The 20,889-nt window shown below is 70.4% G+C and carries 18 protein-coding genes; 7 read left to right on the forward strand and 11 right to left on the reverse strand.

The features are described from left to right. Nucleotides 1-28: 28 nt before the first annotated feature. From J7654_RS06325 to J7654_RS06350, 6 genes are read right to left on the reverse strand one after another with little or no spacing between them, the layout of a single operon-like run. Entirely contained in the window at nucleotides 29-1,606 is a 1,578-nt protein-coding gene (locus J7654_RS06325; protein ID WP_209739121.1) for a hydantoinase B/oxoprolinase family protein, read from the reverse strand. Continuing rightward, nucleotides 1,603-3,447: a hydantoinase/oxoprolinase N-terminal domain-containing protein gene (locus J7654_RS06330; RefSeq protein WP_209739122.1), complete on the reverse strand. Its 1,845-nt coding sequence runs from the start codon at nucleotides 3,445-3,447 to the stop codon at nucleotides 1,603-1,605. The genes J7654_RS06325 and J7654_RS06330 overlap by 4 nt, the downstream gene beginning before the upstream one ends. Next, nucleotides 3,444-3,605: a hypothetical protein gene (locus J7654_RS06335; protein WP_209739124.1), complete on the reverse strand. Its 162-nt coding sequence runs from the start codon at nucleotides 3,603-3,605 to the stop codon at nucleotides 3,444-3,446. The genes J7654_RS06330 and J7654_RS06335 overlap by 4 nt, the downstream gene beginning before the upstream one ends. Nucleotides 3,606-3,654: 49 nt before the next feature. Further along, nucleotides 3,655-5,115 carry a glutamine synthetase family protein gene (locus tag J7654_RS06340; RefSeq protein ID WP_209739125.1) on the reverse strand — a complete coding sequence of 487 codons (1,461 nt, stop codon included), beginning with the start codon at nucleotides 5,113-5,115 and terminating at the stop codon, nucleotides 3,655-3,657. A 15-nt stretch (nucleotides 5,116-5,130) separates the two neighbouring features. Further along, nucleotides 5,131-6,360, reverse strand: coding sequence for an NAD(P)/FAD-dependent oxidoreductase (locus J7654_RS06345; protein WP_209739127.1), 1,230 nt, complete (start codon nucleotides 6,358-6,360; stop codon nucleotides 5,131-5,133). Next, nucleotides 6,357-6,671 (reverse strand): 2Fe-2S iron-sulfur cluster-binding protein, encoded by a 315-nt coding sequence (locus J7654_RS06350; RefSeq protein WP_245195686.1) that lies wholly within the window; start codon nucleotides 6,669-6,671, stop codon nucleotides 6,357-6,359. Before J7654_RS06350 ends, J7654_RS06345 begins: the two co-directional genes overlap by 4 nt. 152 nt (nucleotides 6,672-6,823) lie before the next feature. Between J7654_RS06350 and J7654_RS06355 the strand changes: the two genes are divergently transcribed. Next, on the forward strand, nucleotides 6,824-7,624 hold the full coding sequence (locus tag J7654_RS06355) for an IclR family transcriptional regulator domain-containing protein (protein WP_209739131.1): 801 nt from the start codon (nucleotides 6,824-6,826) through the stop codon (nucleotides 7,622-7,624). Nucleotides 7,625-7,639: 15 nt separating this feature from the next. Here J7654_RS06355 and J7654_RS06360 read toward each other — a convergent pair whose 3' ends face one another. After that, the gene (locus tag J7654_RS06360; protein ID WP_209739133.1) at nucleotides 7,640-8,443 is read right to left on the reverse strand and encodes an IclR family transcriptional regulator domain-containing protein; all 804 of its coding nucleotides are present in this window, start codon (nucleotides 8,441-8,443) and stop codon (nucleotides 7,640-7,642) included. Between the two features lie 253 nt (nucleotides 8,444-8,696). Between J7654_RS06360 and J7654_RS06365 the strand changes: the two genes are divergently transcribed. From J7654_RS06365 to J7654_RS06390, 6 genes are all read left to right on the forward strand, one after another. Further along, complete coding sequence (locus J7654_RS06365; RefSeq protein ID WP_209739134.1) at nucleotides 8,697-10,058, forward strand: aromatic ring-hydroxylating dioxygenase subunit alpha; 1,362 nt, start codon at nucleotides 8,697-8,699, stop codon at nucleotides 10,056-10,058. Nucleotides 10,059-10,365: 307 nt separating this feature from the next. Beyond that, nucleotides 10,366-11,532, forward strand: coding sequence for an ABC transporter substrate-binding protein (locus tag J7654_RS06370; protein WP_209739136.1), 1,167 nt, complete (start codon nucleotides 10,366-10,368; stop codon nucleotides 11,530-11,532). 112 nt (nucleotides 11,533-11,644) lie between these two features. Next, nucleotides 11,645-12,508: a branched-chain amino acid ABC transporter permease gene (locus tag J7654_RS06375; RefSeq protein ID WP_209739138.1), complete on the forward strand. Its 864-nt coding sequence runs from the start codon at nucleotides 11,645-11,647 to the stop codon at nucleotides 12,506-12,508. A gap of 8 nt (nucleotides 12,509-12,516) precedes the next feature. Then, a complete protein-coding gene (locus J7654_RS06380; protein ID WP_209739140.1) occupies nucleotides 12,517-13,536 on the forward strand; it encodes a branched-chain amino acid ABC transporter permease in 1,020 nt (339 codons plus the stop codon). After that, nucleotides 13,533-14,315 carry an ABC transporter ATP-binding protein gene (locus tag J7654_RS06385; protein ID WP_209739141.1) on the forward strand — a complete coding sequence of 261 codons (783 nt, stop codon included), beginning with the start codon at nucleotides 13,533-13,535 and terminating at the stop codon, nucleotides 14,313-14,315. Before J7654_RS06380 ends, J7654_RS06385 begins: the two co-directional genes overlap by 4 nt. Then, complete coding sequence (locus tag J7654_RS06390) at nucleotides 14,315-15,019, forward strand: ABC transporter ATP-binding protein (RefSeq protein ID WP_209739143.1); 705 nt, start codon at nucleotides 14,315-14,317, stop codon at nucleotides 15,017-15,019. The genes J7654_RS06385 and J7654_RS06390 overlap by 1 nt, the downstream gene beginning before the upstream one ends. A gap of 11 nt (nucleotides 15,020-15,030) precedes the next feature. Here J7654_RS06390 and J7654_RS06395 read toward each other — a convergent pair whose 3' ends face one another. From J7654_RS06395 to J7654_RS06410, 4 genes are read right to left on the reverse strand one after another with little or no spacing between them, the layout of a single operon-like run. After that, nucleotides 15,031-17,322, reverse strand: coding sequence for a molybdopterin-dependent oxidoreductase (locus J7654_RS06395; RefSeq protein ID WP_209739145.1), 2,292 nt, complete (start codon nucleotides 17,320-17,322; stop codon nucleotides 15,031-15,033). 33 nt (nucleotides 17,323-17,355) lie between these two features. After that, nucleotides 17,356-18,384 carry a transcriptional regulator GcvA gene (gcvA, locus tag J7654_RS06400; RefSeq protein WP_209739147.1) on the reverse strand — a complete coding sequence of 343 codons (1,029 nt, stop codon included), beginning with the start codon at nucleotides 18,382-18,384 and terminating at the stop codon, nucleotides 17,356-17,358. After that, nucleotides 18,368-19,438, reverse strand: a complete 1,071-nt coding sequence (locus tag J7654_RS06405; RefSeq protein ID WP_209739149.1) for an LLM class flavin-dependent oxidoreductase — start codon at nucleotides 19,436-19,438, stop codon at nucleotides 18,368-18,370. The genes gcvA and J7654_RS06405 overlap by 17 nt, the downstream gene beginning before the upstream one ends. A gap of 39 nt (nucleotides 19,439-19,477) precedes the next feature. Then, nucleotides 19,478-20,875 carry an aminotransferase gene (locus tag J7654_RS06410; RefSeq protein ID WP_209739151.1) on the reverse strand — a complete coding sequence of 466 codons (1,398 nt, stop codon included), beginning with the start codon at nucleotides 20,873-20,875 and terminating at the stop codon, nucleotides 19,478-19,480. Between the last annotated feature and the right edge of the window lie 14 nt (nucleotides 20,876-20,889).

Genomic DNA, 20,889 nt, shown 5'->3' on the forward strand with positions numbered 1-20,889 from the left:
CGGCAAGGGCCGCCCCGGCGCCCCGAACTCAGGGAGGCGTGCCGTATCCGGCGCCGCCGCAGCTTTCCACCACAAGGCGATCGCCGCGATCGAGCCGCACGGTGGAGCGCGAGGCAAGAGGGATGCTGTCACCGCCCGCCCGCAACACGGTGGCGCGCGATGGCGATGGAGCGCCGCCGCCCCGCAGGCCCTGGGGAACTCGGGTGAAGCGCTCCCCGCGCAGGGAGACGGAGATGCCGTCGGCCAGGGCCTCGTAGACCCGCTCGATGCCGTCGCCGCCGTCGAAGCGGCCCCGCCCGCCCGAGCCGCGGCGGATCCGGGCCGAGACGAGGCGGATGGGGGCGATGTCCTCCAGCGCTTCCACCGGCATGTTCATGGCGTTGCCCACATCGGTGGAAACGGCATCCGCGCCCCGCTTCTGCGGCCCGCCGCCCGCGCCGCCGGCAATGATCTCGGTGGTGACGAAGCGTCGCCCGTCCGGCCAGTTCCCGGAAAAGGCCAGCACGTAGGACATGCCCGAATTGGCCGCCGGCATACGCTCGGGGATCGCCTGCGACACCGCCTGAAGAAGTGCGGAGGTGATGGAGCGGACCATGCCCATCCGCGCGTTGACGGCCGCTGGCGGCGCCGCGTTGACCACGCTTGCCTCCGGCAGCTCGAGGGTGAGGAGGCGCAGGATGCCGCCATTGCGGCCGATCGTGGGCGGCAGCAGGCTCAGCAGGACATAGAGCGCCGAGGAAAGGGGGCCGGAGCGCACGCAGTTGATCGGCGCGGCCACCTGCGGCGAGGAGCCCGAGAAATCGGCCCTCATGCGTCCGCCCGCGAAGGAGAGGGACAGCCGGACCTCGACGGGTGGCAGGCCGGGCGTCGGGTCGAGCCCGTCCGCGCCCGCGAACGGCCCTTCGGGCATGGTCTCCAGGAAGCGTCGGGCCTGCGTCTCGCTGCGCGACAGGCAGGCCGCCGAGCGCTGGAGGAAAAGCGCCTCGCCGAGTTCGGCTGCGACCGTTTGCAGCGCGCGCGCTGCGCTGACGCCGGCGGCCACCTGCGCGGCGATGTCGCCGAGCACGATGCCGGGCGCGCGCGAATTGAAGCCGATCAGCTCTTCCACCTCCGGCAGGAGGCGCCCGCCACGGGCGAGTCTCATGGGCGGCAGGCGAATTCCTTCCTGGAAGATGTCGGTGGCGTCCGGAGGCACCGATCCCGGCCGCATCCCGCCGATGTCCTGATGATGCAGGATGCTGGCGGCGAACGCGACGAGGGCGCTCCCGGAAAAGACCGGCACGAGCACGGTGATGTCCGGCAGGTGGGTGCCGCCCGCGAAGGGATCGTTCATGAGGAAGATGTCGCCCTCGGCCATCTCTCCGGCCGGAAAGCGCGCCAGGATTGCGCGAACGGCGCCCGGCAGCGCGCCGAGAAGCAGCGGGATCGCGTCGGACAAGGCGAGAAGCTCGCCGCCCTCCGTGAAGATCGCGCAGGATGCGTCGCCGCCCTCGCGGACCACCGGCGAGACCGCGGTGCGAAACAGCGTCGCCTGCATCCCGGCGGCGATCGCGTCGAGGCGCATCTGGAGAACGTCCAGCGCGCCCGCCTCGAGCCCGTTCCTCATGCCGCGCTCCTTTCCAGAAGATGGCATCCCGGGCCGGAGGAGAGGGTCCAGCCTGCGGGAATCCACAAGGTTCCTCCGGGAAGGGCCCGCATGCCGCATGCCGGCCCCGGCGGCTCGGGCACGGTTTCCGTCCGGACGGGGGCCTGCGTCACGCGCGAGAGCGTCAAGGCGAAGACATGGCCGCCGGCGGGCGGGCGTATGCCGTAGCGCTGCTCATACTGCTCGGCGAAGGCGGCCGCGACCGCCTGCGCGCCGGACGGCGGCTCCCGAAAGGCGATCTCCAGCGGATGCAGGGCAGCCGTGGCGGCCATTTCGGCCACCAGGCGCTCATGCCCGGCCCGCCCGCCCCCCGGCAACATGGCGCGAAGGCTCTCCAGGCAGCGCCGCAGTCCTTCGTCGCCGAGCGCGGCGGGCTCCATGTCCACCCTGATCCTCGCGGAAGGGTTCGCCGACATGGCCAGAAGGCCAAGGGCTCCGGCGAGCGAGGCTCGCTCGGGCACCAGGATACGGGTGACGCCGAGGCGCGCGGCGACGCCGGCGCCCAGCACACCGCCGAGCCCGCCCATCGCCACCAGCGTCGCGCGCGCCGGGTCGAGGTTGTGGCCGACCGCATGGCGCAGGATCGCCGTGGCGGCCGCCTGCTCGCCCGCTTCCACCACCCGTAGCGCCGCCGCCTCGGCGTCCGCCTCGCCGAGCGAGGTGCCGAGCGAGGCGAGGCGTTGCGTCGTCCCGTCCGAGGCCGGCAGGGGAAGGCGGCGCAGAAAGGCGAGACAGTCGTGAAGCGTCGGTCCGTCCCCGCCCGGCGGGGGCCGGAGGCGGACCCCGCCCACCCCATCCGCCGCCGCGCGCGTGCGCCCGCCGAGCGCCAGGCTGCCGAGGTCGATCATGCGCCGCCGCATCGGCACTCCAGCGTGCTCGGCGCTGGAGACGAAGGCCGGCGATCCGCCGCGCAGCACCGAGATATCGGTGGTGGTCGAGCCGATATCCACGGTGATCGCCGCGTCGATATCGGCCGCGGCGAGGAGGGAAGCGGCGTGCCGAACGGCCGCGGCCGGACCGCTCATGACGAGGTCGCTTGCCCGGTGCCGTGCCTGCCTCTGGGGCACGAGCGTGCCGAGGCTGTCGGCAAGGTCGAGCGAGCCGGAAAAGCCCAGCACCGCGAGCCCGCTGGAAAGACGGTCCAGGATACGGGCCTGGAGAGGCTGGAGCCAGGCCTCCAGACAGGCCGAGACCGTGCGCTCGAACTCGCGCGGATGGGGGTCGATCTCGTGCGAGAGGATGATGGGAACGCCCTCGAAGCGGCTGGCGAGCGCCTCGCGCACCGCGCGCTCGTGCGCCGGCTCGCGATGGGCGTGAAGGAGGCAGACGGCGACGGCGTCGACGGGCCGCTCGGCGAGCGTCCCGGCGATGATGGCAAGGCGTGTCTCGTCGAGAGGCCGGACCTGCGATCCGGCGGCATCGAGCCGCCCGTCCACCTCGTGAATATCGTCCGGCGCGACCAGAAAGGCCGGCGTCGCCGGGCAGGCGACCGGGTCGTAGAGGTCGCGCCGATTCTGCCGGCCAAGATAGAGCGTGTCGGCAAAGCCCGTGGTGGTGATGAGCGCGATGCGCGCGCCCTGCCGGGCGATGAGGGCGTTGATCGCCGAGGTCGCCCCGAAGCGCACGGCTTCGAGCGAGGCGATGTCGAAGGACAGCTCGGCCGAGAGGCGCGCGATCGCGGCGAGGGCCGCGTCGGCCGGCGCGCGGTCCCCGACCGGATGCTTCACGATCGACACGCGCCCGCCCGCCTCCAAAGCGAGGTCGACGAATTCGAAGCCGAGATCGACCGCAAGGACGCTCATGCGATGGCATCCGCGACCGCGAGCGGCTGTTCGAGGACGGGGAAGCTCGTATCGCTGCCACCCTCGTCCTGCCGCCACATGGCCGAGGCGAAGACGCTGCGCGCGACATGTCCGCAGGGCCTGAATGCGTCAGCCGTCAGGGGGCGTGGTTCGATCAAGGGTCCGATCCTTCCGGGAGCATGGGCGGGCGGGGGCGGGAGGGGCCGCTCAGAAGAGCGAGAAATATTCGCTCTGCTCCCACTCCGAGACGGTCATCAGGTAGCGGTCCCATTCGGCGTGCTTGATGCGTGAGAGATAGGAGCAGAAATCCGCGCCCAGCGCCTCGCGGTAGAAGTCGCTGGCGTCGAAGCGCTCGAGCGCTGCGATGAGGCTGCGCGGAAGGCTCATCGCACCGTTCGCATAGGGATTTTCCACCGGCGGCGGCGGAGCGAGGTCGCGCTGGATGCCGTCGAGACCGCAGAGGATCTGGGAGGCGATGAAGAGGTAGGGGTTCGCCGTCGGCTCCGCCACGCGGTTCTCCACGCGCGAGGCCGGGTCGCCCGGCTCCATCAGGGCGCGGATCATGGCGCCCTTGTTGTCGCGGCCCCACTGCACGCGGTCGGGCGCGAGCTGGAAGGGCTGGTAGCGCTTGTAGCCGTTCACCGTGGGGGTCGAAAGGAGGCAGCTTTCGGCGGCGTGTTCCAGAAGCCCGGCGATCCACTGGCCGGCCACCCGGCTCGGCTGGCCGGCGCTCTGCGGCATCATCAGGTTGCGGCCGGTTCCGATATCCACCACAGACTGGTGCATATGCCAGCCGCTCGGCACGGCGTTCTCGATCTTGGGCCGGCACATGAAGGTGGCATGGAGCCCCTTGCGCTGGCAGAGCTGCTTCACCATCGAGCGGAAAAGCACGGTGTTGTCCGCCTGGGCCAGCGGCCCGTCCGGCCTGAAGGTGAATTCGATCTGGCTCGGGCCGAACTCCGCCTCCATGGAGCGCACGGGCAGGCCGAGCGCCTGCGCTGCCCGGCGCAGATCGTCCATCACCTCTTCCAGCGCGTCGTACTTGGCTTCCGTCAGATACTGGTAGCCATGCGTGATCAGGCTCGTTTCGGGGGGCCTCGCGGGAAGGCCCGCGTCGGCGTGGGCGAGGTTCGCCCTCTCGACGCGCAGGGCGTAGAACTCGAACTCCAGCCCACAGACCATCGCAAGGTTCCGGGCGGCCAGCCTGTCCACGGCGCGGCGAAGGATGGAGCGCACGCAGAACGGCATTTCCCCGCCATGCTTCCAGCGCAGGTCGCACAGCATCCAGCCCGAATGCGGCGACCAGGGAAGGACGCGGAAGGTGGAGGGATCGGGCACGATCATCACGTCGCCGGCGCCGGTGAGCGTGCCCTTGCCGAAGCCGATGTCGTTTTCCCAGACGGGAAACACCGTGCGGTGCGACGTGTCCTTCAGAAGAAGCGTCGAGGTCATCGCCATGCCGCCGCGAAACGCCGCTTCGAGGGCTTCCGCCACGATGGTCTTGCCGCGCAATATGCCGTGCTGGTCGGCGAAGGACAGCCGGATCGTCTCGATCCCCTCGGCCCGCACGCGCCGCATCACCTCGGCCGCCGCCCGGCTCGCCTCCGCGTCGAGGAGCGGAGCGCGGGAGGGTGGCGCGGAGCCTTCGTCGGAACCTTGCTCTTTCATCGGTAACGTCCCCGCTCAGGAAGAAAGCACCGCTTTCGCAAGCGGCGTTGCGATGTCGCGCGCGCGGTCGTGGTCGAGGACGGCGCCCTCGGCGACGAGCTTGCGCGCGCTCATATGGTCGGCGGGGCTGCCGACGGAGACCACCGTGCGCAGCCGCCCGTCCCGCGTCATGAGAACGGAGAAGCGCCCCGTCCGCCGATCGCCGCGCAGGATCTCCCGGCAGCCGGGCTCCATAAGCCCGGCGATCTGGATCTTGTGCTCGTATTGATCGCTCCAGAACCAGTTGGCGAGCGCCGGGGGCAGGGGCGTGCCAGTGAGATCGCTCGCCGCGCGCCTTGCCTGGTCGACCGCGTTCTGCACCGATTCCACGCGCGTCACCTCGCCCGTCTGCCCGTTTCGCTGAGCGGCGCAATCGCCGATGGCATAGACCCCGTCGAGGCCCGTGCGGCCCCTCTCGTCCACCAGGATGCCGCCGGCCGACAGGGGAACGCCGAACGAGGCCGCAAGGCCGGTGCGCGCCTGCGAGCCGATGCCCACGAGAACGAGATCCGCTTCGATCGGCTCTGCGCCTTCGATCTCGATGCCGCGCGCGCGCCCCCGCTCGTGCATGAAGCGCCGCACCCTCGCGCCGAGCCTGACATCGACGCCCCTGGAGCGATGAAGCTCCAGGATCCAGTGCGACAGGGAGGGGGGAAGCGAGCGGGCCAGCAGCCTGTCCTGCATCTCCACGACGGTGACGCGCTTGCCTGCCTCCACGGCGCTGGAGGCCACCTCCAGCCCGATATAGCCGCCCCCGAGGATGGCGATCGACCCGGCCGCCTCCAGAACCGCCTTCAAGCCGCTGGCGTCCGCCAGGTCGCGAAGGACGTGCAGGCCCGCGAGCCCGGCGCCGGGAAGCGCGGGGCGGCGGGCCGAGGCGCCGGTCGCCAGGACCAGGGCCGAATAGGCAAGGGATTCCCCGTCCGCGAGGACGACGCGTTTCTCATGAGGCAGGACGGCCTCGACACGCGTTGCGAGCATCAGGTCGATCCCCTGCGCGGCGTAAAAATCGGGGCCCTTCAGCACGATCTGCTCGGCTGTCTGCCTGCCGGTCAGGAAAGCCTTGGAAAGTGGCGGGCGATGGTAGGGCAGGCTGGGCTCGGCCGAAACGAGCCTGATCGCCTCGCCCCACCCGGACTGGCGCAGGGAGGCCGCGAGCTGCACGCCCGCATGAGATGCGCCGACGATGACGGCGCCCGCGCTCAATACTGGGCCTCCGGAATGTCGATCCGCGCCCTGTCCAGCTCCGGGACGACCTCGATCTGGCAGGACAGGCGGCTGTTCTCCCGCCTCTCCGAGGCGACGAGTTCCAGCATCTCCCGCTCGTCGTCCCGAGCCTCGCCCGCCGCCTCGAGGCAGCGCGCATCCACATAGACGTGGCAGGTGGCGCACACGCACGCGCCGCCGCATTCCGCCTCGATCCCGGGGACGTTGGCGAGCACGGCCGCCTGCATCAGGCTGACGCCCGTTTGCGTCTCGACCGGGTAGAGCCCGCCATCGGCCGATCTGAACGTCACGGTCACGGTCCGGCGCATCCGCACAGCTCCGTTGGCAAAGAGGGGAGAACTTGACATGCGTGCGATTATCGCGCGTATGGTCGTATAACGTACTTTGGACGTGGTCTAAAATGCTTGTCAAGAGCCAGCGGGCCGGGAGGGGAGGGAAAAGGATGGTGCAAGGAACGGAGCGGCCTCGAGGCCCGGGCGGGCCGCCGCTCTCGGCCAAGGACATCTCGCTGACCTTCGCCAAGGGCATGAGCGTGCTGAAGGCCTTCGACGCCACGCAGACGCACCTGACGCTGCCGCAGGTGGCGCGCGCCACGGGGCTCGACCGGGCGACGGCGCGCCGGCTCGTCCTCACCCTCGTCCATCTCGGCTACATCAAGGCGCAGGATCGCGTCTTCTCCCTGACCCCGCGCATCCTGGTTCTGGCGGGCGGCTTCCTGCAGGGGCGCCAGTTCGGCAAGACCATCGAACCGGTGATGCGCAGCTTCTCGCATCGCATCTCCAGCGCGATCTCCATGGCGATGATCGATGGCCATGAGGCCGTCTATGTCGCCCACGCGGCGGCGCGCGAAAGCGCGGTGAGCATCGGCTTCACCGTCGGCTCCAGGGTGCCGCTTCTCTCCAGCGCTATCGGCCGGGCTCTCCTCAGCGTCTGTGCCTCGGCCGACGCCGAGGAACTGATCGCCCGGGCGCCGCTCGAACGGCATACGGCGGCCACCATTCTCGACCGGCAGTCGATCCTGGAGGACGTCGCGCTCACGGCGCGGCGCGGCTATGCGTGCGTGGAGGGCGAGTTCGAGCCCGGCATATGCGCGATCGCCGTTCCGCTGCGCGCCAATGGCGGCGAGGCTTCGGCGATCGGCGTTTCGGGCGACGCGGAGCATTACGCCGACCCGGCCGTGCGACAGCGTGCCGTCTCGATTCTGCGCGAATGCGCGAGCGTGATGGCCGAGCTCGTGAAGTAGGCTGCCGGGCCGGTCTCAGACCGCGATCACGAGGGCCGCTTCCGCCGAGGCCTCACGCAGAACGGGCAGGTACTCCTCCAGCGCCTGCTCTATCGAGGTGCGCTCGGCGCTCATGCCGATATGGAGCGAGCAGGCGATCCGTCCGTCGCGGTCGAGGATTGGCACGGCCAGCGAGCGGAAGCCCTGCTCGGCCTCATGGTCCACCAGCGAATAGCCCTGCGCGCGGTCGCCCGTCACCCGCGCCTTCAGGGCCGCCTTGTCCGTCACCGTCGCGGGCGTCATCTTCCGTGGCTGCAGGCGGGCCAGATAGGCGTCGAGCTCCGCCTCGTCCATTCCGCCGAGAAGCACCCGGCCGACCGCGGAGCAATAGGCCGGCAGCCGCAGGCCGATCTCGAGCGCCACGGTGACGATGCGCCGCGGCGCGGTCCGCACGATCATGACCGCCTCGTCGCCGTCGAGCACCGCGACCGAACAGGCCTCCCCCACCCGCGCGGAGACATGATCCGTGATCGGCTGCAACTTGTCGGCGAACGAGTTCGAGCGCAGATAGGCCGCCGCCAGCGTCAGGACGCGCGGCGTCAGCCGGAAATAGCGGTCGTTCTGTTCCGCCATCCCCAGGGTTTCCAGGGTGAGGACGACCCGGCGCACGGAGGAGCGCGGCATTCCCGAGAGCGCGGCCAGCTCGTTGAGGGTCATCTCCCGGTGCTCGGCGTTGAACAGGACGATCAGCCGGAGCGCGCGTGCGAGGAGTTCCAGATATTCGGGCCCGTGCGTGCGAACGAGTTCGCTTTCCTCCGGCGTTCGGTTCACCCGCGGCATCTGCTCTCCGTTCCATTGCTACGGCTGCGTGTAGAAGACGGGTCGCGACTTCACAAGAGAACGCACGCGCGCTTCGCCATCCCGGCAGGAGTGGCCGGCCCGTCCTGCTCAAAAGAACGGCATGGACCGCCCAATCTTTCGCGTTGACACCTCGATTGGAATGATTTCACTTTATCGTATTAAGTTCGATAGGCGGTCATAGGGCGCCCCGGTCTCGTCCTCGCCGCGATGAAAAGCGCAGGAGATCCGCATCATGATGAGCCAGGCGCAGAACGACCTGATCACCCGCATCGCGCCGGGGACGCCGGCCGGTGAAATGATGCGCCGGTACTGGCAGCCCGCCGCGCTGGTGGACGAACTGAGCCCCGAGCGGCCGGTGGTGGCCGTGCGCCTGCTGGGCCAGGACTTCGTTCTCTTCCGGGACGGAAGCGGGCGCTACGGCCTCATGGATCGCGACTGCCCGCATCGCGGGGCCGATCTCGCCTATGGCCGCATCGAGGCGGACGGGCTGCGCTGCGCCTTTCACGGCTGGCTGTTCGACGCCACGGGCCAGTGCATCCAGACGCCGGCCGAGCCGGTGGGCTCCACCCTGTGCCAGCGCATCAGGCAGAAGGCCTATCCGGTCCAGGAGCGCAACGGCATCCTCTTCGCCTATCTCGGCGAGGGGGAGCCGCCGGCCTTCCCCGAGCTGGACTGCTTCGTCGCGCCGCAGACCCATGTCTTCGCCTTCAAGGGTCTGATCGAGTGCAACTGGCTGCAGGCGCTGGAGGTCGGAATCGACCCGGCCCACGCCTCCTTCCTTCACCGCTTCTTCGAGGATGAGGACCCCGCGGACGCTTACGGCAAGCAGTTCCGCAGCGCATCCTCGGGCACGGACCTGCCCATGACGAAGATCTTGCGCGAATACGATCGCCCGATCATCAACGTGGAGCGCACGGAATATGGCCTGCGCATCATCGCGCTGCGCGAGATCGACGAGCAGCGCACGCATGTGCGCGTCACCAACCAGGTGTTCCCGCACGGCTTCATGATCCCGATGAGCCACGACATGACCATCACCCAGTGGCATGTGCCGATCGACGACGAGAACTGCTACTGGTACGCCTTCTTCACCAGCTACGGCGCGCCGGTGGACAAGGAGAAGATGCGCGAGCAGCGCCTGGAGCTGTTCGAGCTGCCCCTCTACAAGTCGCGCCGGAACAAGACCAACGAATACGGCTTCGACCCGCACGAGCAGGAAAGCAGCACCTATACGGGCATGGGCCTCGACATCAACGTGCACGACCAGTGGGCGGTGGAATCCATGGGGGCGATCCAGGACCGCACGCGCGAGCATCTCGGCCAGTCGGACAAGGCCATCGTCCAGTACCGGCGGCTCCTGCGCGAGCAGATCGAGAAGGTCGCCGCCGGCGAGGAGCCGCTGATGTGGCTCGACTCGCGTTCGGCCAAGGCCATCCAGGGGCCGGCGACGATGGACGGGATCGGGCCCTCGCGGGGCTGGGAGACCTTCTGGATGGAAGTGGATGTCGGCCGGCGCCGGGCGGCGCCCTGGGGCGCTCCGGTGCCTGCCGACGTCGAGGCCGGCACCGCCCATCTGCGGCTCGTGACGCACTGAAGGCGCGGGTGGGGCCGGCCGGCGCCACCCCCGATCGCATTCCCGCTGACCCCTGACCGGACGGGCCGCAGCCCGGATCGACGACCTCGCGCGTCCGGCGGGGGAGATGCGGCCATTGGCCTGTTGAGCGGAGGCGCCGGCCCTCTTTTCGGCCGCGCCGCGCCGGTGCATGGACATCGCCCCGAAGGGTATACGAGTGTGAACTCCGAGAAGGGATGCGCAGATGAAAGAGATCATTACAGCCTGTGCGGCGCGGCCGGCATCGCCTGAGGACGCGGCGGATCCGGGCCGCCGCAGGTTCCTGGCCATGACCGCGGCCGGCTCGATCGCCGCCGCCCTGCACGCCTCCTTCCCCCGCCAGGCCCTCGCGCAGGACGGGGAGCCCATCCGCATCGGGCTGATCGTCACCTATTCCGGGCCCTATGCCGATTACGGCCGGCAGATGGACAACGGCATCGCGCTGTGGCTGGAGCAGAACGGCGGCACCGTGGCCGGCCGGCCCGTGGAGATCGTGCGCCGCGACACGGCCGGGGCCGCTCCCGACCTCGCCACGCGGTTCGCCCGCGAGCTCGTCACCCGCGACAGGGTGTCCTTCATCATCGGCCTCGACTTCAGCCCGAATGCGATGGCCATCGCCCCGGTGCTGACCCAGGCACGGATCCCCTGCCTGATCCTCAATGCCAGCGCCTCTGACATTCCCGCCCGCTCGGACTACATCGCGCGCATCTCCTTCACCGTCGCCCAGGTCAGCGCCCCGATGGGAACCTGGGCGGGCCGCGAGGGCATCCGCCGCGTGATCACCGTGGTGGCCGACTATTCTTCCGGCGTCGACGCCGAGAACGCCTTCCGCGATGCCTTCGCGGCGGAGGGCGGCGAGGTCGTCTCCTCCCTTCGCGTGCCGATGAGCAACCCCGACTTCTCCGCCTATGTGCAGCGCATCCGCGACGAGGCGCCCGAAGCGGTGTTCTTCTTCTTCCCCTCCGGCGACCTGCCCAACAACTTCCTGCGCACCGCGCACGAGCGCGGCCTGCCGCAGGCCGGAATCCGGCTGCTCGCCACCGGGGAGGCGATGGACGACAGCTACATGCAGGCGGCGGGCGAGGCCGGGCTCGGCCTGATCACCACGCACCATTACTCAACGGCGCACGATTCGGACCTCAACCGCACCTTCATCGAGGGCTACCGGGCCAATCACGGCGACTACCCGCCGAACTACATGGCGATGACCGCCTATGACGGCATGGCCGTGCTGCACGCGGCGCTGGAAAGGACCGGCGGCGAAACCGGGGGCGAGGCCGTGATCGAGGCGCTGCGCGGGCTTCGGATCGAAAGCCCCCGTGGCCCCATCGAGATCGACGCCCGGACGCGCGACATCGTCCAGACGGTCTATGTGCGCCGGACCGAGCGCGTGGACGGCAAGCTCGCCTGCATCGAGTTCGATTCCTTCGAGCGCGTCGCCAATCCGCACGCCTGAGCCGCCGCCGCCGGCCTGGGCCGGCGGCGCTCCCTTTCCAATGCTGGCGGGCGGCCCGTGCGGGCTCCATCCGCCGCTCCGCCCGGCGGAGCGCAACCGGGAAATGAAGGTCATGTCGGGCCTGCCGATCGTCCTCTTCGACGGGGTCGTCTATGGAATGCTGCTGTTCCTCATGAGCGTCGGGCTGTCGGTCACGCTCGGGCTGATGGGAGTCGTCAACCTGGCCCATGGCAGCTTCGCGGCCATGGGCGGGTTCGCCTCCGTGGTGCTGACGAGCCGGTTCGGCGTTCCCTTCCTGCTCGCCCTGCCGGTGGCGGCGGCCGTCACGGCGCTGGCCGGCGCGGTTCTGGAGCGAACGCTGTTTCGCCGGCTCTACCGGCGCTCGGCGCTGGACCAGGTCCTCTTCACGGTCGGCATGATCTATGTCTGGATCGCGCTCGGCACCTTCGTGTGGGGCGCGGGCCAGCAGGCGGTGCAGCTTCCGGTCTTCCTGCAGGGGCAGGTCGAGCTGCCCGGCGGCTACGCGGTGGGCCGCTACCGCGCCTTCCTGCTTCTGGTCGGCGCGGCGGTGGCGCTCGCCATCTTCCTCGGCATCGAGCGCACCCGCTTCGGCGCCCGCGTGCGCGCCGCGCAAGGCGACCGCGACATGGCGAGCGGCATCGGCATCCGCGTCGACCGCCTGTTCGCGGCCACCTTCGCGCTCGGCGCCGCGCTGGCGGGCCTCGGCGGCGCACTCTCCATCCCCGTGCTGGGGCTCGACCCGACCTTTCCGCTCAAATATCTCGTCTTCTTCCTGATCGTGGTCTGCGTCGGCGGTCCCGGCACCGTGCTCGGCTCCCTCGTCGCCGCGCTCGCGATCGGGATCATCGACGTGGCCGGCAAGTATTATGCCCCGGAGATCGGCGGCTTCGTCATCTACGCGCTGGTTCTCCTGATCCTGTTCTGGCGGCCCAACGGCATCGTGGCCCGGGCATGAGCGATCCCATGACGAAAACCCCCGCTTTCCCGCGCCGGGCGGCGATCGGCCTCGAAGTCCTGCTCTGGGCTTCCTTCGCGCTGGCGCCGCTCCTTGCGCCCGACCATCTCCTGCTTCTGTCGCAGGTGGCGGTCCTGGCCCTGTTCGCCATCTCGCTCGACATCCTCATCGGACATGCGGGCATCACCTCGCTCGGCCACGCCGCCTTCTTCGGCATCGGCGCCTACGGCGCCTCGCTCCTGGCGCTCAACGGCTGGGAGGAGCCGTTGAGCGGGCTCTTCCTGTCGGCGCTGGCCGCCGGCCTTGCCGGGCTCGCCATGGCGCCGCTGGTGGTGCGGGTGCACGGGCTGGCGCAGCTCATGGTCACGCTGGCGCTGGCGCTCCTCCTGCACGAGGGCGCCTCGCGCTGGCGCGCCGTCACCGGCGGCGACGACGGGCTCGCGGGCTTCATGATCGCCCCGGTCTTCGGCGTCTTCGAATTCGATCTCTTCGGCGTCACGGCCTATGGCTACGCCCTCGCCGTCACGGCGGCGGGCTTTCTCCTGGCCCGGCTCATCGCCGCCTCGCCCTTCGGCTTCGCGCTTGCCGGCCTTCGCCAGAATCCGCAGCGCATGGCCGCCATCGGCACGGCGGGGCGGGCGCGATTGACGCAGGCCTATGCGATCTCCGCCTTTCTGGCCGGCCTTGCGGGCGCGCTTCTGGCCCAGACCGCCCAGTCGGTCGCCCTCGAGTCGCTCAGCCTGCAACGTTCGGCGGAGGTGCTCGTGATCCTCATCCTCGGCGGTGTCGGCAGCCGCTACGGCGCGCTGATCGGCGCCGTCGTCTACGTCGCCATGCGCGACTGGCTCGCCGCCATGAGCCCGCAATACTGGATGGGCTGGCTCGGCCTGGTGATGATCCTGGTGGTGCTGCTGGCGCCGAAGGGCATCGTCGGCATCACCCGGGCCCTTGCCGCCAGGCTCGCCGGGCCCCGGCGTCCTCGGGGCGAGGCGCCGGCGCGGGCCCGGCCCGGGGAGCGTGCGGCATGAGCGGGCAGGCGGCGGCGGCGCGGGCGGCCGAGGCGCTCGCGGTGGAGCGGGTCTCGGTGAGCTTCGGCGAGTTGAAGGCGGTGCGGGAGGTGAGCCTGCGCCTGCCGCAGGGGGCGCGCCACGCGCTGATCGGCCCGAACGGAGCGGGCAAGAGCACGCTGGTGGGCGCCATCACCGGCGCCGTCTCCGCGAGCGGGGGCCGCGTTCTCCTGAACGGCGAGGATCTCACGCGGCTCGGCATCTCGGCACGCGCAAGGCGCGGCCTTGCGCGCACCTTCCAGATCACGTCCCTCTTTCCCGAAATGACCGCGATCGACTCCGTCGCGCTGGCCATCGCCGAGCGCGAGGGGCTGACCTGGCGCTTCCTGGCGCCCCTCGGCTCGCGCGCCGCCGTGATGGATGAGGCGCGAGAGATCCTGGAGGAACTCGGCCTCGCCGACCTTCTCGGGCGGGTCGTGGGAGAGCTCGCCTACGGGCACCAGCGCGTCATGGAAATCGCCATCGCGCTCGCCTCCCGGCCGCGCGTGCTGTTGCTGGACGAGCCGGCTGCCGGCATTCCCGCCGGCGAAAGCCAGCGCCTCTTCGAGGTGCTGGAGCGCCTGTCGCGGGACGTGACGGTCCTCTTCATCGAGCACGACATGCATCTCGTTCGCCGTTTCGCGCGGCGCGTGACAGTGCTCGCGGCGGGCCAGGTGCTTGCCGAGGGGACGCCGGCCGAGGTCGCGGCGGATGCGGGCGTGCGCGACGCCTATCTGGGCACACGGGGGGTGCGGCACTGATGGCCGGGGCGCAGCTCGAACTGATCGGCCTGCGGGCCGGATACGGGCCTTCCACGGTGATCGAGAACATCTCGCTCAGCCTGCCGGAGGGCGGGCGCCTCGCGCTCCTGGGGCGGAACGGGGTGGGCAAATCGACGCTGATCCGCACCGTCATGGGGCTGACGACGCGGCTGGGCGGGCAGGTCCTGTGGCGCGGCCGCGACATCTCGGGCGAGGACCCGTCAGCCCGCGCGCGGCTCGGCATCGGCTGGGTTCCGCAGGAGCGCCGCGTCTTCCGAAACCTGACGGTGCGGGAGAATCTCGAGGTTGCCGCCCGCCCGGGCCACTGGACGCTGGAGCGTGTGTTCACCCTCCTGCCGCGCCTGCGCGAGCGCCAGCGCAATCTCGGCTGGCAGCTTTCGGGGGGCGAGCAGCAACTCCTGGCGATCGGCAGGGCGCTGACGCTCAATCCCGTGCTTCTGCTGCTCGACGAGCCCCTGGAGGGGCTGGCGCCTGTGATGGCCGAGCTCGTCCTCGACACGCTGCGCGGCATCGCGGCCTCGAACATGGGCATCGTCATCGTGGAGCAGCACGCCGCCGACGCGCTGGAGATCACGCAGGACGCGATCGTCATGGATCGCGGGCAGATCGTCGCCCGCTCGCCCAGCGCCGCGCTCCTGCGGGACACGGAGCGCCTGGAGGCGCTGACGGGCGTCGGCCTCTGAGGCCGATGGCGCTACGGGCCGTCTCGGCCGCCTCCGGCGAGCGCTCCCTCGAAGCGCCGGACATCGACATGGCAGGTGTTGGGCGCCGAGCCCTGTCCCAGCCGTGACGTCCCCAGATGCGAGGTCAGGACGTTCGGATTGCCGCCGCGGTCGACGACGCTGCCGTCGGGCAGCGCGACGGGATCGAACCATCCGCCGGTCGGCAGCACGACGATGCCGGGCTCTATCGCCGCGCTCGTGTCCAGGCTGACGAGGCAGCGGCCCCGATCGTTGACGATCTCGGCGGCGTCCCCGTGGGCGAGGCCGCGCCGCGCCGCGTCCCGCGCGTTCATGAAGGCGACCTCGAGCCCGCCCCGCTTGGCGGCGCGGCTCACCGCGCCGTGGTCGAGCTGGCTGTGAAGCCGGTGCGCGGGCTGCGGCGAGAGGAGGTGCAGGGGCCATGCGCGCGCACCCGGCGCGGCCGCCTCCTCCGGCGCGAGCCAGGCCGGGTGGGGCGGCGCGTCGGCATATCCGAAGCCGGCGATCGTCTCGCAGGAAATCTCGATGCGCCCCGACACCGTGTCGAGCGGATGGCGCGCCGGATCGCCGACGAAGTCGGCGAAGGGGATATGGGGCCGGGGCGCCTGCGCCTGCGGGTCGAGCGCCGCGAAGCCTTCGGCCCAGAAGGTCTCGAAGGGCGGCAGCTCTGGGAAGCCCTGGCGGTAGCCGGCATAGATCCGCTCCAGCCAGCCCGCTTCCCCCAGGCCCTCGGTGAAGGTTTCGCCGAATCCCATGCGCTCGGCGAGGGCGGCGAAGATGTCCCTGTCGTTGCGCGCCCCGGCGAAGGGCTCGCGCACCTTGCGGCTCGCCACGATCCAGCGGTCCTTGGAGGCCGCGACGATGTCGTCGCGCTCGAAGGGCATGGTGGCCGGCAGCACGATGTCCGCATGGCGTGCGGTCGCCGTCCAGACCGATTCGTTGACGATCACCGTCTCCGGCCGCCTCCAGGCCTCGGCCAGCCGGTGGAGGTCCTGATGGTGGTGGAACGGGTTGCCGCCGGCCCAGTAGACGAGGCGGATGTCGGGCAGGGCGAGCGTGCGCCCGTCGAACTCCAGCGTGCCGCCGGGCTGGGAGAGAAGCTCGGTGATGCGGGCGACGGGGATGAACGCCTTCACGGGGTTTTGCCCCTGCGGGACGGAGGGGCCGTGCAGGCGGCGGATCGGCTCGCCGATCGAGGAGCTGGCCGTCAGGCCGAAGGCGAAGCCGCAGCCGGGCCGGCCGATCTGGCCGGCCATCGCCGCAAGGGCGATCAGTCCCCAATAGGGCTGTTCGCCGAACCGCGCCCGCTGCAGCGACCAGGCGGCATTGAGGAGGGAGGGCTTGCCGGCGACGAGCCCGGCGATCTCCCGGATCTTCGCCGCCGGCACGCCGCAGATCCGCGCGGCCCATTCGGCGGTCTTGGCGATGCCGTCCGTCTCGCCCAGAAGATAGGCCCGGAACGGCTCGTAGCCGGTCGTGCAGCGGGCGAGGAAGCCTTCGTCGGCCCGCCCGGCGAGGATCAGCTCGCAGGAAGCGCCGAGGAGCAGCGCGATGTCGGTGTTCGGCCGGATGGGAACGAACTCGATCCGCTCGCGGCCCTCGATGTCGGGGATGTCGCCTTCCACCGGCGAGACGACGATGACGCGCTCGGCCGAACGGACCGTGCGCTCCAGCCATTGCCGCGTGGAGTGGCTGCCCACGCCGCCGGCGCCGACCTGCGCGTTGGTGAGGCGAAAGCCGCCGAAGGAGACGACGACCCTGGCGTGTTTCTCGATCAGGTCCCAGCTCGGCCCGTCTGTCTGCGAGGTCGCGCGCGCGCCCACGATGTGCGGCAGGAGGACGGTCGCGGCGCCGTAGCTGTAGGTCCCGACCGAGGAGACGAAGCCGCCGCCAAGATTGAGGAAGCGCTTGAGCTGGCTCTGGGCGTGATGAAGCCGCCCGGCGCTCGCCCAGCCGTAGGAGCCGCCGAAGATGGCCTCGCTGGAATGCGTGCCGCGCACGCGCTCGATCTCGCCGGCCACGAGGCCGATGGCCTCCTCCCATTCGACGGGCATGAACTCGTCGCGCCCCCGGTCCCGGCCGCGCTCGCCCGGGCGCTCACGGCCCTCCATCCAGCCGCGCCGCACCATCGGGGTCGGAATGCGCGCGGGATGGTCGGCCATCTCCAGCAGCGAGAGCCCGATGGGCGAGGGGTCCGGGTCGTGCCGGAACGGCACGAGGCGCTGCCCGCCCCGGCCATCGTCGCGGACTTCGTAGGTTCCGTAATGCGTGCCGAGAAGATGCATGGCTCTCGTCCTGTCGCGAGGATCGGCGGGGCTCTAACGGGGGAAAGGGTGGAGCGTGCCTTCCGAAAAACCGAGCTTCGCCGTCGCCTCGATCGAGCCTCTCGCCTCCGCTTGCAGCCATTCGCGCACGCGCGCAATGGCCGGCTTGTCGCCCAGCGTCTCGGAGGAGAGGATGTAGAAGCCTTCCTCCGCCGGCGCGGCCACGTCGAAGAGCCGCACGAGGCGCCCGGAGCGCAGGTCGCTCTCGACGAGAAGCGAACTCGCCAGCGCCACCCCCTGGCCGCACGCGGCCGCCTCCAGAAGCAGGCTGAACTCGTTGAAGAAGACGCTCTCGGCCGCCGGCTTGCCGGCAACGCCCGCCGCCTCGAACCAGCGGGTCCACGCCACGCCGCCCTGCGCCTGCAGCAGCGGCAGGAGGCGCAAATCGTCGGGCGTGCGGGCGCGCTCGGCCATCTCCGGGCTGCACACGGCCACCATCCGGTCGGCGGCGAGCCGCTCGGCACGCATGCCGGGGAAGGAGCCGTTGCCCCAGCGCACGCCCAGATCCACGTCCTGCCGCTCGAAGTCCAGCGGGTCGGAGGACGCCAGGAGCGACAGCTTGATCTGCTCGTCCGCCTCCATGAACGCCTTGAGGCGCGAGACGAGCCAGCGAATCGCGATGGCCGGCATGGCGTTGATGCACACGACGGCGGGCGTGGAGGGGTCGCGAAGCTTCTCGCAGCTCGCCGTCAGCATCGCCAGCACCTCCTGCACCGTGCCGGCCAGCGCCCCGCCCTCGCTCGTCAGCTCCACGCGGCGCGTGAGGCGCCGGAACAGGCGGATGTCGAGGAACTCCTCGAGCTGCCGGATCTGCTGGCTGACGGCCGAGGGGGTCACGCACAGCTCGTCGGCCGCCAGGCGAAAGCTGTTGTGGCGGGCAGCGGCGTCGAAGGTGCGAAACAGGTTGAGCGGGGGCAGCCTGGCGGGGAGGCGCGCCGAGGCCAGCGCGCGCTTGCGCTGTTCCTGCGCGGCGTCCACCGCGGGGAAGGGGACCGTGTTGCCGGGCTCATGCCGCAAGGTCATCGCTCTGCCCCAGCGAGAGCCATTCGGACAGGTGCGGCACGACCTCGAAACCGAAGCGCTCCAGCGAGGCGAGCGTCTCGCTGCGCCCGATGCCGGCCGGGCCCATCAGGCAGCACAGATGCGAGGGCCTGAGCGCCGATAATTCCTCGCGCAGCTTCTCCACGCAATATTCGGGGGGCCCGATCACCGCGCTTTCGAGGAAATCGTCCAGCGGCGGCTCGTCGTTGAGCGGCATCAGCCGCACGAAAGGGCCTTCCTTCTCCAGGTTGCGCTCGTGCAGCGTCACCCATGCGCGGGCGAAATCGCGCACGCAGCGCGCCGCGTGCAGCGCGTCGTCGCGTTCCTCCGTCACGTAGATGAAGCGCTGGATGGCCAGCGGCATGGCCGAGCGCTCGCCCCCGCCATCGGCCCACATCGTCAGGAGCTTCTCCTTGGCGGCCACGGCGGGTGCGAGGCCGCGATGGCCGAAGCTCATGAACGGCGTATGCCCGCCCCGCGCGCAGCGCGCGATCACCTCCGGGCGCCGGCTGGCCACGTAGAGGTCCGGCATGGACAGGCCGAAGGGGCGCATCGAGAGTTCGGTGGGCGGAATCCGGTAGTGGCGTCCTTCATAGGCGACATAGCCCTTCGTCAGCCCCTGCTCCAGAATGTCCCAGATCTCCATCATCCGGTCGATCTTGGTGCTTTCCTCGATGTCGAAGCGGTCGAATTCATAAGGCTGGTAGCCCGCCCCCAGCCCCAGCACCAGGCGCCCGCTCGCCAGGAGATCGGCGAAGGCGGCCTCTTGGACGAGGCGGATCGGGTTGTGGAAGGGCAGCGCGAGGACGGCCGTGCCAAGCCGCACGCGCGAGGTGCGGGCCGCGCAATGCGAGATCATCATCAGCGCCGAGGGGCAGATCGAGTGGTTGGTGAAGTGATGCTCGGCGAACCAGGCGATGTCGAAGCCGAAATCCTCCGCCATCGCCACCATGTCGACGGTGGTGCGCAGCACCGACATGGGCGAGGTGTTGCGGTCGTGGAGCCCCATCAGGTTGAACAGTCCGAGGGTCGTCATCCGCGCTCTCCTTGCATTCCGTCTCCAGGCCCGGCCCCTCTACTGCGCGGCGGCGCGCTGGCCCTCGAGGTCGGCCAGCACCTCGTCGAGCGCGGCGCCGAAGCGCGCGGCCATATCCTCGATCTCCCCGGGCCGGATGATCAAGGGCGGCGTGAAGGCGATCCGGTCGACGATCGAGCGGACGAACAGGCCGTTGCCCATGCAGGCGCGCTGGACGCGCTCGCCCACCTTCCATTCCGGCGCGAAGGGCCGGCGCGTCGCCTTGTCGGCCACCATCTCCACCCCGGCGAAGAGGCCGACGCCGCGCACGTCGCCCACCAGAGGATGGTCGCGGAACCGCGACAGGGCCTCCAGGAAGAGCGGCGAGACCGCGCGCACGTGCCCGAGCGTGTCGTCCGCCTCGTAGATGCGCAGCGTCTCCAGCGCCACCGCGCAGGCCACGGGATGGGCGGCGAAGGTGAAGCCGTGGGAGAAATTGCCGAGCTTGGCGCTCTGGTCGAGCATCGCGTCATGGATGCGCTGCGTGAGCATCAGCGCCGAGATCGGCTGGTAGGAGGCCGACAGGGCCTTGCCGCACGAGATCATGTCGGGACGCAGCTCGTAGGTCTGCGAGCCCCACATGTTGCCGGTCCGCCCGAAGCCGCAGATGACCTCGTCGGCGATGAAGAGGATTTCGTATTTCTTCAGGATCGCCTGGACGAGCTCGAAATAGCGGGCCGGTGGGGTGATGGCGCCGCCGCCGCCCTGCACCGGCTCGGCGAAGAAGGCGCCGATGGTGTCCGGCCCCTCGCGCAGGATCAACTCCTCCAGCCGGTCGGCCATGCGCCGCGAGAACGCCTCCTCGCTCTCGCCCTCCTCGTGGAAGCGGTAGTAGTCCGGGTTCTCCGTGTGCCGGAAGATCGGCAGCGGCAGGTCGAACTCGGCGTGCATGGTGGCGTTGCCCGAAAGGCTGGCGGTGGCGACGGTCGAGCCGTGATAGCCGCGCACGCGGCCGATGATCTTCTTCTTCGCGGGCTTGCCTATGGCGTTGTGATAGTACCAGACGAGCTTGATCGCCGTGTCGTTCGCCTCCGAGCCGGAGCAGTGGAACATCACCCGCGCCATCGGCTCGGCGCCCGGCGCGCAAGGCGCGATCGCGAGCAGCGCCTCGGCCAGCTCGGCGGCCGGTTCGTGGCCGCGGGCGTGGAACACATGGTAGAAGGGCAGGGTCTGCATCTGGCGGTGGGCGGCCTCGGCCAGCCGCTTCTCGCTGAAGCCGAGCGAGGCGGACCACATGCCCGCCATCGCCTCCAGATAGCGCCGGCCCTCGTCGTCCACGACATAGACCCCGTCGCCGCCGGTGATCAGCAGGCCCCCCTCGTCCTCGAAGCTGCGCAGATTGGTCTGCTGGTGGACCACATAGGCCCTGTCGCGGGCGCGCATGGAATTGGGGATCATCGCTTGGCTCCTCG

This window comes from Aureimonas populi (assembly GCF_017815515.1).
Taxonomy (GTDB): Bacteria; Pseudomonadota; Alphaproteobacteria; order Rhizobiales; family Rhizobiaceae; genus Aureimonas; species Aureimonas populi.